General features: G+C 42.2%; 11 protein-coding genes. All 11 read left to right on the top strand.

Translation table 11 applies throughout. The features are described from left to right. The first annotated feature begins 12 nt into the window (after positions 1 to 12). The 11 genes from ACP8HG_RS12780 (at position 13) to argH (ending at position 13,118) form a co-directional block, all read left to right on the top strand. Complete coding sequence (locus ACP8HG_RS12780; protein ID WP_187047977.1) at positions 13 to 882, top strand: ABC transporter permease subunit; 870 nt, start codon at positions 13 to 15, stop codon at positions 880 to 882. Positions 883 to 907: 25 nt separating this feature from the next. Next, positions 908 to 1,957 (top strand): ABC transporter ATP-binding protein, encoded by a 1,050-nt coding sequence (locus tag ACP8HG_RS12775; RefSeq protein WP_338655353.1) that lies wholly within the window; start codon positions 908 to 910, stop codon positions 1,955 to 1,957. Beyond that, a complete protein-coding gene (locus ACP8HG_RS12770) occupies positions 1,887 to 2,864 on the top strand; it encodes an ABC transporter ATP-binding protein (protein WP_187045707.1) in 978 nt (325 codons plus the stop codon). Before ACP8HG_RS12775 ends, ACP8HG_RS12770 begins: the two co-directional genes overlap by 71 nt. 4 nt (positions 2,865 to 2,868) lie before the next feature. After that, on the top strand, positions 2,869 to 3,864 hold the full coding sequence (locus ACP8HG_RS12765; protein WP_338655355.1) for a winged-helix domain-containing protein: 996 nt from the start codon (positions 2,869 to 2,871) through the stop codon (positions 3,862 to 3,864). Positions 3,865 to 3,953: 89 nt separating this feature from the next. After that, positions 3,954 to 4,802, top strand: a complete 849-nt coding sequence (gene dat / locus ACP8HG_RS12760) for a D-amino-acid transaminase (RefSeq protein ID WP_338655356.1) — start codon at positions 3,954 to 3,956, stop codon at positions 4,800 to 4,802. A gap of 288 nt (positions 4,803 to 5,090) precedes the next feature. Next, positions 5,091 to 5,939 carry a M55 family metallopeptidase gene (locus tag ACP8HG_RS12755; RefSeq protein WP_338655357.1) on the top strand — a complete coding sequence of 283 codons (849 nt, stop codon included), beginning with the start codon at positions 5,091 to 5,093 and terminating at the stop codon, positions 5,937 to 5,939. 45 nt (positions 5,940 to 5,984) lie between these two features. Then, the gene (locus tag ACP8HG_RS12750) at positions 5,985 to 7,049 is read left to right on the top strand and encodes a P1 family peptidase (RefSeq protein WP_438296567.1); all 1,065 of its coding nucleotides are present in this window, start codon (positions 5,985 to 5,987) and stop codon (positions 7,047 to 7,049) included. Between the two features lie 240 nt (positions 7,050 to 7,289). After that, positions 7,290 to 8,366, top strand: coding sequence for an extracellular solute-binding protein (locus tag ACP8HG_RS12745; protein ID WP_438296565.1), 1,077 nt, complete (start codon positions 7,290 to 7,292; stop codon positions 8,364 to 8,366). A gap of 395 nt (positions 8,367 to 8,761) precedes the next feature. Beyond that, on the top strand, positions 8,762 to 9,832 hold the full coding sequence (locus tag ACP8HG_RS12740; protein WP_354312169.1) for an ABC transporter ATP-binding protein: 1,071 nt from the start codon (positions 8,762 to 8,764) through the stop codon (positions 9,830 to 9,832). Positions 9,833 to 9,844: 12 nt separating this feature from the next. Beyond that, the gene (locus tag ACP8HG_RS12735) at positions 9,845 to 11,566 is read left to right on the top strand and encodes an ABC transporter permease (protein ID WP_067212385.1); all 1,722 of its coding nucleotides are present in this window, start codon (positions 9,845 to 9,847) and stop codon (positions 11,564 to 11,566) included. 34 nt (positions 11,567 to 11,600) lie between these two features. Next, a complete protein-coding gene (argH, locus tag ACP8HG_RS12730; protein ID WP_187045700.1) occupies positions 11,601 to 13,118 on the top strand; it encodes an argininosuccinate lyase in 1,518 nt (505 codons plus the stop codon). Positions 13,119 to 13,205: the final 87 nt, after the last annotated feature.

Here is a 13,205-nt window from a genome sequence, read left to right as displayed (position 1 = left end):
AAAGAAGAATATATGCAACGAACCTTGGAAAATATTACATCGAATACACCATTCTCTGAGTTTTGGAGGAAGTTCAAAAAACAAAAACTTGCGTTTGTATCATTCTTTTTTGTGCTATTTCTGATTGCACTTGCACTTGTCGGCCCATTTTTTGTGCCTTACGATATAGCAGAACCAGATTATGACAATGTACTTTCTGGTCCTTCAGCTCAACACTGGGCGGGAACCGATGCTTATGGTAGGGACATTTTCAGCAGAATTATCGCAGGTACACAAATTTCTTTATACGTCGGATTAACTTCCGTTTTCTTAGGAGCAATTGGGGGAACATTTTTAGGGCTTATTGCAGGCTATTACGGTAGAAAAATCGACATGATTATCATGCGCATGTGTGATGTATTACTCGCATTCCCTGGAATCTTGTTAGCTATCGGTATTATTGCAATTCTGGGACCTGGGCTTAGCAACGTCGTCATAGCGGTCGCGATTTTCAGTGTTCCGGTATTTGCCCGAATTGTACGTAGCTCGACGCTAGCTGTTAAGTCAACCCTCTATGTTGAGGCTACAAAATCAATTGGTGCAAGACCACGTCGAATTATTTGGAAGCATGTCTTTCCAGGAACATTATCTAGTATTATTGTCTATTTCACGATGCGAATCGGTTCGGCAATCTTAACAGCAGCAAGCTTAAGTTTCCTTGGGCTAGGCGCACAGCCGCCTTCACCTGAGTGGGGTGCCATGTTAAGCGGCGGAAGGGATTATTTAAATATTGCACCACATGTGACAGTCTTTCCGGGACTCGCAATCTTCATCACTGTACTTGCATTTAACCTTCTAGGTGATGGCTTACGTGATGCGCTTGATCCGAAAATTAAGGACTGATACTTGGTAGAAAGGAGGCATTCTAGTGGATCAAACTGTACTGAAAGTAAATAACCTACAAACACATTTCACAAGTGATTCCGGTGTTGTAAAAGCAGTGGACGGAGTCTCTTTTGAAGTTTCAAAAGGTGAAACACTTGGCATAGTTGGAGAATCGGGAAGCGGGAAGAGTGTTACCTCACTCTCAATTATGAGGTTGTTGAAAGACACACCCGGGCATATTGCAGGTGGAGAAATTCTTTATGAAGGCAGAGATCTTGTCAAAATCAGCGAAAATGAAATGCGAAAAATCCGCGGCAATGAAATTGCGATGATATTTCAAGAACCAATGACTTCATTGAATCCCGTATTTAAAATTGGGCGTCAATTGGAAGAAGCTATTATCCTTCATTTAAAGATGTCGAAAAAGCAGGCGAGAGTTAGATCAATTGAAATGCTAACAGCAGTTGGAATTTCACGCCCAGACAAAATTGTCCATGAGTTTCCGCATCAGTTGTCAGGTGGCATGCGTCAACGTGTCATGATTGCGATGGCCATGGCTTGTAACCCGAAAGTCTTGATAGCTGATGAACCGACAACGGCACTGGATGTGACAATACAAGCGCAGATATTAGATTTAATGCGTAACTTGACGAAAACAACAGATACTGCCATTTTACTTATTACGCATGATTTAGGTGTAGTTGCAGAAATGTGTGATCGTGTTGTGGTCATGTACGGGGGGCGTGCAGTAGAAGAAAGCGATGTCCTATCAATCTTTGCTAATCCGAAACACCCTTATACGCAGGGATTACTGGCTTCTATTCCTAAGATAGGGGAAAGGGTAGAACGATTGCAATCTATTCCGGGTAATGTTCCGATACCATCGAGGATGCCGGAAGGTTGTAAGTTTGCCCCGAGATGTCCACATGCAATGGATATATGCTGGGAAAAAGAACCTGAATTTAAAGAAGTATTAGTGAAGCATTCTGTCAGATGCTGGTTACACGAGGAGGTGCATCAAGATGAGTCAGAACTTGCTGGAAGTACACAACATAAAAAAGTATTTTCCGATAAAGAAAAAGCTGTTCAGTAAAAAGAAAGAGTTTGTAAAAGCGGTAGATGGTGTTTCATTTACTGTGAAAAAGGGAGAGACATTAAGCATCGTTGGAGAAAGTGGCTGTGGAAAGTCCACTACCGGCAGAGTATTAATGAAGTTATTGGATGCGACGGAAGGACGAATTATTTTTGAGGGGCAAGACATCACCGATTTAACGGATGATGAAATTCGCCCGCTACGAAAAGAATTCCAAATGGTTTTCCAAGATCCCTATGCGTCACTCAATCCTCGGCTTACTGTAAAAGAAATCATCGAAGAACCACTGATCGTTCATAATATCGAAAAATCGAAAAGGGCAGACCGTGTTATTGAATTATTGGAAGTTGTCGGGTTGAATAGATACCATGCGAATCGCTATCCCCATGAGTTTAGTGGTGGGCAGCGCCAACGAATCGGTATTGCACGAGCACTGGCAGTGAATCCAAAGCTTATCATTGCAGATGAACCGGTTTCGGCACTTGACGTTTCCATTCAATCACAAATTCTAAACTTATTAAAAGATTTACAGGAACAATATAATTTGACATATGTATTTATCGCGCATGATTTAAGTGTAGTAGAACATATTTCGGATCGGGTTGGGGTTATGTATTTAGGGAGGCTTGTCGAATTGGCTGATCGGGATGGATTGTTCGGAGGTCCACTTCATCCTTACACGAAAGCTTTACTAAGTGCAGTTCCAATACCGGATCCTACTTTAAGAAGAGATCGAATTATATTAAAAGGGGATATACCGAGTCCGGCCGATCCGCCTTCTGGATGCACATTCCACACTCGTTGTCCTTTTGCCCAACAATTATGCAAAGATCAAGTACCCGAGTTCCGGGAATTAGGCAAAGGTCATTTTGTGGCTTGTCATTTTGCAGAAGAATTACGGGGTTAATTAGATGCGAAAACTTCATGTTATTTCAATTCAAAAAGCTTATTTAGACATCGTGGTCAATCAATTAGTGGAGATATTTGGAGATGAAATTGAGTTATCTGCAATCACGCTCCAAGAGCTTACAATGGATGTCATTGCGGAACAGGATATTGTTATCCTGTCTAAAGAGATATTAAAGGGAATAACTCGTCCGTTCATACCGGAATCATGTCCAATTATTATTGCCAAGCGCGAAGTAAATATAGCAGCAACGAAAGACCTGTACAAACTGCTAAACGGACAACAAATTCTAGTCATAAACGACACTATGGAACATGCTGTAGAAACAGCTCGTTCCCTTAAAAGTATCTATTTTGAGCACGACTATATTGCTTATGATCCTATGAATTTAATGCCTTCCAATATCAATTGGATTGTTACTCCTGGAGAGAAGGAACTTGTTCCGAGGGAATTTGAAAATGTGATTGATATTGCTCCAAGGACACTGGATTTCAAAACTGTGCTGGAGACAGCTAAATTCGTGAAATCTGAAATGGGACAGATTTCATTAATGAATAGATTCTATAAATCGCAATTGGCATTGGCAGAAAAGTGGAATGATGAAAACGAACTTCAGTATAAGAAAGTATTGGTTCAACAGGCTGATAAGCGTTCAAAAGTCGAGGATAGGAAGGAAAAGTATAACTCCTTGGCTGTAGAAACAATGAGGTCGATTATCGATAAAATTGAAGAACATGGTTTTTTAGAAGAGAGTTTAGCAATCTTAGCTGTCTACAAAGAAGCTAAGGGGAATTTCGAATCCTTTGGTCGTGCAAAAGTAAAACTGAAATTACGAGATGCTGGTATTACGTTTTCCGATCAACAACTTCGGCTTCGATTAGAAATACTGCAGGAGATAGGTTTAGTCAATGCGCGTCAAGGCAGGGGCGGGACGAAGTTATCGGATAAAGGCGAAACATTTTTGAAACAGCACAATGAAGTAGCAAGTAACGAATTTTAGAGGCGAGTTCAGATTTAGATAAACAAATTCTGTGGTATCAATTGATTTACCGGATTAATAGCGATGCCTATATTGAGGAGGATTATTATATGACAATTGGTTATTTTAATGGTGAATTTATTTCAGTTGAGCAACTTGTTATTCCTATCGACGAACGAGGTCATCAATTTGGCGATGGTGTTTATGAGGTGATTCGAGTTTACGACGGTAAATTCTTCATGTTAGAAGAACATATTGAGCGGCTATTTAAAAGTGCACAAGCAATTAGGCTGCAAGGTGATCAATCTATAGAAGAGATTCGACAGCTTATCCACGAAGCGGTTGAGAAATCAGGCTTGGCAGATTGTGATGTTTATATTCAAATTACAAGAGGCGTTGCAACGAGAAAGCACTTATTCCCAGACGTGCCTGTCTCGGTTTCAATGACAATTAGGCCAATGAAACCAACAAGTGATACCGTCAGAGAAAAAGGAATGAAGGCGATATTCCATGAAGATGAACGATGGGCAAACTGTTATATTAAATCATTAAATCTTCTGCCGAATATACTGGCTAAACAAACCGCCCAAGACGCTGGTTGTTATGAAGCAATTCTTGTGAAAGATGGTTTCGTGACAGAAGGAACGAGTTCTAATGTGTATATAGTAAGCGACAAGACAATCTATACAACACCGCTTTCAAAACATATTTTAGCTGGAATTACACGGATGGCGGTAAAAGAACTTGCAAATGGTCTTGGTGTTCCATTTGTTGAAAAACAATTCACGACTGAAGAATTGATGCAGGCGGATGAGGTTTTCATTACAAGTACAACTAATGAAGTCATGCCGATTGTTAATGTAGACGGGAAGAATATTAAGGACGGGTCTGCTGGGGAAATGACTTTGAAGTTGAATGCAAAGCTTATGGAACTGGTTAAGTCTGTCCAACATACTTAAGTAGTATTGATTGTGAGTGTCTCCTTTTAAGATGGGGCGTTGGGAGAGTTATAATCCGACAAACCTAATTACAAGGAGTTTTTTTAGATAGTACATTGGGCCAGTCCCAGTTGCTACCACAAATCGTATGTTGTCAGTAACTAGGACTATGTGTTTTAACAGAGTGAAGGCGCCTAACAAGGGGTAGCCGAAGCCCTAAGACTGGCGGCGAAGCTGCTTGGCTTAGGGCGGGAGGCATCCCCTAGCGCCGTAGCGGATTCGATGGAGTTCTTTAATTCAATATATAGAATGAAAAATCACTTTGTGAAAGGAGCAACTATGCGCGTTTATATTTCAGCTGATATAGAAGGTGTCTCAGGGGTCGTTCATGGCGAACATACAGCCCGGGATGGTAGAGAGCATGACTATGCACGGATGTTGATGACTGAAGAGGTTAATGCTTGCGTACTTGGCGCGTTGGAGGCGGGAGCAGAAAAAGTTGTTGTCAATGACTCCCACGGAACAATGCGTAATATCTATCATGAGAAATTACATACGAAAGCAGAACTTATTCTAGGGGGACCGAAAAAACTGGCGATGATGGAAGGGATTAGTGCGGATTTCGACGCGGTTCTTTTTGTCGGGTATCACACTCGAATGGGTACAGATGGTATATTAAATCATACATTTAATGGTCGGGTAGTCAGGACTATTGAAGTAAATGGAGTAGAGCTTGGGGAATTTGGTCTAAATGCCCTGGTTGCCGGTCATTTTGATGTGCCAGTTGTGTTTGTATCAGGCTGTAATTTAGTAGCAATCGAAGCCGAGGAGTGCATTCCAGATATTCATCAGGCAATCGTAAAACAAACGATTAATCGAACTACGGCTCTGAACGTCCATCCGGTTAGGGCAAGGGAACTCATAAAAGAAGGCACGAAAAAAGCGTTGCTCCACCGCGACGAGATTAAACCATTTACTATGGAAGCACCTTATACAGTGAAAATGGAGTTTTTGCATACCGGTCTGGCTGATGCAGTTGAGATAGTACCCTTCGTGAAAAGGACAGGACCCCTTACGATTTCATTTGTCACTGATGATGTGTTGGAGTGTTATCAATTGATTAGAAGTTCAATCATGATTGCGAGTTCAGTATCTTGAACTAGTCATTCATCTAAAAACCATTATTACCTGGAGTGATTAAAATTGAAGCTACAACAGCCAAAGAAAATTAGAGATAGAGGTATTACGATTGGTCGTCTTCCGGTCGGACAAAAGAATTGTATTACGGATGTAGAGGGTGTGAAAGTTGGGCATGTCACATTGGATAATCCATTGCAGGGGGCTGAATACGCCGCTACTGGCGTGACAGCTATATTACCGCATGAGGACAATTTGTTCATGAATAAAGTAGTGGGCGCGAGTTACGTGTTGAATGGTTTCGGAAAGACAACAGGACTCGTCCAAGTTGATGAATTAGGGCTGATTGAGTCACCGATTATGCTAACCAATACGTTTGGTGTTCCAGCGGTTACACAAGGGGCCTTGCAGTATATGTTAGAACAAAACCCTGAGATTGGAGATACAACTGGAACTATAAATTTGGTTGTCGGGGAATGTAATGACAGCAGGCTAAACTCGATTCGCGAGCTACCGATTCAACCAAGTCACGCGATTGCTTCTATTAAAGAAGCTTCCACTGAGGCTTCCCTAGAAGGGGCGGTTGGAGCTGGAAAAGGCATGATTTGTTTCGGCTATAAAGGTGGAATCGGCTCTTCATCACGAATCATCAAAGATGGCACAAGTGGAGAGACTTATACAATTGGTTGCTTAGTCCTTAGTAATTTTGGGAGAAAAGAAGATTTTCAAATGGACAGATATAAACTGAGTGACAATCAGAACGTGCCTACATATCCCAAACCAGCTGATGGATCTATCATGATTGTCTTGGCTACAGATGCACCGCTGGGCAGCAGGCAGTTAAAGCGGCTGGCGAAAAGATGTGGTATAGGACTTGGGAGAACGGGTAGTCATTTTAGCAATGGCAGTGGTGACATTGTCATCGCTTTTTCAACGGCTCATAAAGTACCGCATTTCACTACGGATACTGTTGAAACAAGGATTGAGCTAAGAGAAGATCATCCGATTATGAATGACTTTTTTTCAGGTGCATCAGATGTTACAGAGGAAGCGATTTTAAATTCATTGTCACAAGCAGTGACGACTACGGGACGAATGGGGAATACCGTACACGCCTATCCATTTGGATGAACATGAAATAATGAAGCGACCTTTTCAAGCATTAAAGTGCTTGAAGGGGTTCTTTTTTGTTTAATGAAAATAGTTACGGTTATAAAACGTATTTAGAAAATACCGATAAATTTGACTTGAATGAATTTCCATTTTACACTAAATGAAACATCTCTAGTTGGGGAACCATATAGTAACAGAGTGGTAGTTAATTCCTCGCTACCTTGCAATCGTTTATATAACTAAAGGGGGGTCATTTTATTGAAGAAAAAAGGAATCTTTAGTATGTTGCTTGTCCTGTTTCTCCTTGTTGCCGCAGGGTGTGGTAATGATAAAGGGGAAGGCGACACCAAAAAGGACGATGACGTAGTGAAAGAAGAAGGCGCTTCAGGCAAGCTCGTTATTTACACAGGGCGTGATGAAAGTGTTGTTGAGAAGGTCGTTGGAATGTTCAATGAAAAATACCCTGACATTCAAGTTGATAATTTGACGATGGGAGCACAACAAATACTGGAGCGTGTCCGCGGTGAGAAAGCGAATCCTCAAGCGGACTTCTGGTGGGGCGGTACACAATCCGCAATGATGGTGGCGGCGGATGAAGATCTGCTTATGCCGTTCAAGCCGTCATTTGACGAGGCGATTGCGGCCGACTATAAAGATGCTGAAGGCAGATGGTACGGAGAAATGCTATTGCCGGAAGTCATTATGATCAATAGCGATGTATTAACACCGGAAACGGGTCCGCAAGATTGGGATGATTTGTTGAAGCCGGAATGGAAAGACAAAATTGTTATCCGCGGCGTTCTAGCGTCTGGTACGATGCGTACAATTTACTCATCAATGATTTATCGTCAAGGTGCGGATGATCCTGAAAAAGGCTATGAATGGCTTAAAGGCTTAGATGCAAACACGAAAGATTATGCGCAAGATCCGACGAATCTCTATTTGAAGCTGGTGCGTCAAGAAGGAACGGTGTCGTTGTGGAATTTGCAAGACATCTTGCTGCAAAGTAAATTGAACAACCAACCGTTTGACTATATTTATCCGAAAAGTGGTGCGCCGATTCTGGTAGATGCGGTCGGTATTGTCAAAGATGCGAAAAATGAAGCGAATGCGAAATTATTCTACGAATTCCTCTTTGATCCAGAAGTACGTGCGGAACTTGCAGAAGAACTTTATCAGATTCCGACACGCTCGGATATTGCCAAAGAAGATATGCCGGATTGGTATCAAGACCTTGACTTGAAGGCACTTGATATCGATTGGGAAGTGATGGCTGACAAAGAAGCGGAATGGATGGAGCATTGGGATTCAAATATCAAGGGTAAAGGGAAGTAATTATAGTTGAAACATAAGTACACTTTTTCTACATGGAATAATGACTAGGCTCCTGTCGCATCTAGGCAGGCGGGCTGTGCTTTTCAGTAAGACCTCGGGTTATCACTCTCGAGGTCTTTCCATTACATAGTGACTATATTGTTGAACAAATGAACATCTATATAAACTGAGCGAAGGCGCCTTCTAAGGGGTAGCCAACCGAACAACGAAGAGTTCGGTTTGTATAATTTCTGCGTTCTTTGCAGAAATTATACAGTTAATGCTAAGAGGATATTTCATATAGGTTAAAGGATATCTCATCTGGCTTAGGGCGGGAGGCATCCCCAAGCGCCGTAGCGGATTCAATGAACTTTTTTATTTCAACCTATATAGATTTGAGCGAAAGGGGTGACGGGATGAAGGGTGTTCGATTACAAGATATAACGAAAACGTTCGGAAAAGTTCACGGTGTGAAAGAGTTGAATATCGATATTCAACCTGGTGAATTTTTCACATTTCTTGGTCCGAGCGGATGTGGAAAGACGACGACGCTTCGTATGATTGCAGGATTTTATTACCCAACGGAAGGGAAGATTTTTTTCGATGAACGTGATGTAACGAGGTTGCAGCCAAATAAGCGAGACATTGGTATGGTGTTTCAAAACTATGCACTTTTCCCGCATATGACGGTGAATGAAAACATTGCGTTTGGCTTAGAAGTGAGGAAGTTTTCGAAAGAGGATATAAAAGCAAAGGTAGATGAAGTGAGGGGCCTTGTGCGGCTTGAACAATACGGTGGGCGAAAAATCAATGAGCTTTCTGGCGGTCAACAGCAACGTGTCGCATTAGCTCGGGCGCTCGTCATTAAACCGGATATTTTACTGTTGGATGAACCGTTATCGAACTTGGATGCCAAGTTGCGCGAAGAAACGCGTATTGAAATAAAAAGGCTGCAAGCGGAACTGGGCGTGACGACGGTCTATGTTACACATGATCAGACGGAAGCGATGGCGATGTCTGATCGTATTATGGTGATGGAAAACGGCTATGTACAACAGATTGGCACGCCGCAGGAAATTTACAATCGTCCAGTGAATCGATTCGTTTCATCATTCATTGGCGAATCGAATACGCTAGAAATGACTATCATGTCGATCGACAGTGAAAAAGTTGTTGTGAAAAATGAACAAGGTGTCACGCTGACGGGACTTCTTGAAAACAGTTCTCCACTTGCTCCGATGAATAAAGGGGAAACAATCCATGTGTCAATCCGTCCAGAATCAATTCTTCAAGGAGATGGGGAAAACACACTGACTGGAGAAATTACATTTGTTGAATTTACCGGTCTAAGTGTCAATTACATCGTGAAGATTCCTGGTATTACGCTCAAAGTAATGATTATTAATACAGGCGGAAAACTGTTGCAAATCGGGGATTCCATCCAGTTAAGTATCCCGTCTCGAAGCCTTTACTTTCTTGGGGAATAGGGGGCTAGACTTATGAAAAAACAGACAATCTACTCGTCGCAAGATAGTTTGTGGGCACGTATTACGCGGTCTCCTTCATTTATCTATGTCCTTATATCACCATTGTTCCTCATTTTGTTTGGATATGTTATTTTTCCATTTTACCAAACGTTCATCCAAAGCTTTGGCAGTGAGACAGGGCTGAACAATTATAAAAAGTTTTTCAGTTTGGAGAGTACATCCAATCTGGAAGCACTCTGGACGAGTGTGTACATTTCAGTAATTAGTGTTATTACGTGTGCGATTGTCGGCGTGTTGATGGCTTTTTTACTGGAGCGGTATGACTTTCCAGGGCGGCGTGTGTTGTCCATTCTCGTTTTAGTGCCAATGGCGTTGCCGCCGTTAGTTGGTGTGCTGTCGTTTACGTTTTTATATGGAGAAAGTGGGATTATTCCACGTGGTATCCAGCATTTATTCAACTTAGAGCAAGTGCCTTTCAAGCTAAAAGGGGTATGGGGCGTTATTGTAGTCCATACGTTTACGATGTATACGTACTTCTATTTGACCGCGTCGGCGGCGATTAAGGGACTCGATCCGTCACTCGAAGAAGCGGCGACAAACCTAGGTGCGAGCAGAATTCGGATATGGCGAAAAATCATTTTACCGATGCTGACGCCTTCCATTGTGGCCGCGGCGCTTCTCGTGTTCATGATTTCGATGGCGTCATACACAGCACCGCTCATTTTTGGAGTGGAGCGGACGATGACGATGCAAATCTATTTATCGAGAACGAATGGCAACTTGGATATGGCCGCAACGCAATCTACGATCTTATCATTTGTATCAATTTCATTTTTAATCATCATGAGATGGTACCAAAATAGGCGTAATTACCAAAACTTAAGCAAAGGAATTAGTGTCCATCGTTCGGAAGTGAAGTCGAAGGCGATGAAAGTGGTTTCCGTCATTCTATCTTTTGTTGGCGTTCTCATCTTGTTATTGCCGATTTTGACGCTCATTCTCATATCGTTATCTGTGGATGGCACGTGGACGACTCAAGTGTTGCCACCTGAATATACGTTTGACCATTATAAAGCATTATTCACGGATGAAAGGACATGGCGACCAATTTGGAACTCGTTGCAAATGGGCTTTGTGGCAACGCTTGGTAACATCGTGTTCGGTGTCGCAGCGGCGTATGCGATGGTAAGGCTTAATTTCAAAGGGAAGACATTGCTTGATATTTTAATCATGGTTCCATGGGCGCTTCCAGGTACTGTTGTAGCAGTGAATTTGATTGCAGCATTCAGTGAAGAAAATATTTTCGCTTTCAATCAAGTGTTGATAGGGACGTTTTGGATATTGCCACTCGCTTATTTCATCCGCCACTTGCCACTCGTTTTCCGCTCGACATCAGCGTCGTTAATGCAGATGGACCAATCGATAGAAGAGGCTTCGAGGAGTCTTGGCGCTGGTTGGTGGATGACGTTCCGAAAAATTGTTTTACCATTGACATTGACGGGAATTTTAGCAGGAACACTTCTTGCATTTGTTCAAAGTATCGGGGAGTTTGTAGCGTCGATCCTCATTTATAGTACGTCAACGATGCCATTATCGGTAGCGATTTTCCAAAAGATGTATGCCTTTAAATTTGGAACAGCCTGCGCTTATGGTGTGTTGCAAATCATTTTAATCCTCATTGTGTTGACGATTTCTGAAAAGTTGTCTAAAGGAACTGCTGGTTCGGCGATTTAATTACTTAATTCCGAATGAAAGGGTGGATTACCTAATGATTAGGAGCTTCAAAGATCGCATCAATGAAGTCGAAGGAGAAGAGTTTCCGTCTAAAACGTATCGGAAAATGGTTTTGCAACCTGCTTATGATGAAGCGAAGAAGTACTTTTTACATTCGATGATTCAGATTCATACTGCACATTTAAAAATGTTGGAAGAGCAAGGTATTGTCAGTCAGGAAGATGCAGTGACGATTGGAAAAGCAATCCAGACACTCGATGTGGCTTATTACAGTACGGACCATTACAATCCGCTGTTTGAAGATCTCTTTTTCCGCATTGAGCATGATTTGATTGAGGATGCAGGGGAGATTGCGGGGAATTTGCATATTGCGCGAAGCCGGAATGATATGGGAATCGCTATTTATCGGATGACGCTTCGTAAAAAGCTACTTGAGCTAATGAGTGAGATGTTAGCGTTAAAAGATGCACTGATTGCATTTTGTGAAGAGCATGTCGATACAGTGATGATTGGTTATACCCATACGCAACAAGCGCAACCGACTACGCTCGCCCATTATTTAAAGGCAGTTATTGATCAACTCGGCAGAGATTTCAAGCGCGTTCAGTCGGCGTTTGGAACTGTAAATCGAAGCAGTATGGGAGCGGCTGCCCTAACGACTACGGGTTTTGCAATCAGCCGTGAACGAATGCGAGATTTGCTGGCGTTTGACGATATTATCGAGAATTCATGGGATGCGGTGGCCGGCGCGGATTACATTACGGAGTCGGCGAGTGCAGTCCAGTTGTCCGCGTTAAATTTAGGGCGTACTGTTCAAGACTTTCTAACATGGGCGACGCAGGAGTTTAATGTTTTCACATTGGCTGATCCATATGTCCAAATAAGTTCGATCATGCCTCAAAAACGAAACCCGGTGTCGATTGAACATATGCGTTCTTTATTGTCAGCAGTTGTGGGTGATACGAATACAGTGTTGACGATGGTGCACAACACACCGTTTGGGGATATTGTGGACACGGAAGACGATATGCAGCCTTTTTTGTGGAAAGCGATTGATCGGCTGATTGGAATCTACCAATTGTTCGGCAGTGTCGTCCTAACAATGAAAGTAAATAAGAAAAAGTTACTTGAACGGGCGGAAAGCAGTTTTGCGAACGTGACAGAACTGGCTGATACATTGGTTCGTTCGGAGCAGATTACCTTCAGACAATCCCATCTAATCGTCAGTAATTGTGTGAAAGCATTGGTAGTGGCAGGCGAGGAATCGTTAATGAGCCTTACATGGAAACTGGCGAATGACCAGGCACAGCTTGTTTTGAATAAAGATTTACTAATCACTGAAGAGGATTTCTATAAAACATTACGTCCGCAACATTTCGTAGCTATACGAACGATCTACGGTGGGCCTTCCGCGGAAACGATGAAAGCTTCACTCGAACAATCGAAAGAGTTTACGAAAGAAGCAATGCATTGGCTCAATGATAAAGAACGTAGAATTATTGATGCAGAAATTCAGTTGGCAACATTTAAAACTGATTGGGGTAAGACTTGAAGACAGTCACCTACTCAATCCCAACACGAGCATGAAAGTTAGTGCAATACATTTTCATGTTGGAAATGACATGAGAAAAGATAAATA

Origin of the sequence: Sporosarcina sp. FA15, from assembly GCF_051550195.1 — a bacterium.
Taxonomy (GTDB): Bacteria; Bacillota; Bacilli; order Bacillales_A; family Planococcaceae; genus Sporosarcina; species Sporosarcina psychrophila.
This window is presented reverse-complemented; position numbering and strand designations above follow the sequence as displayed.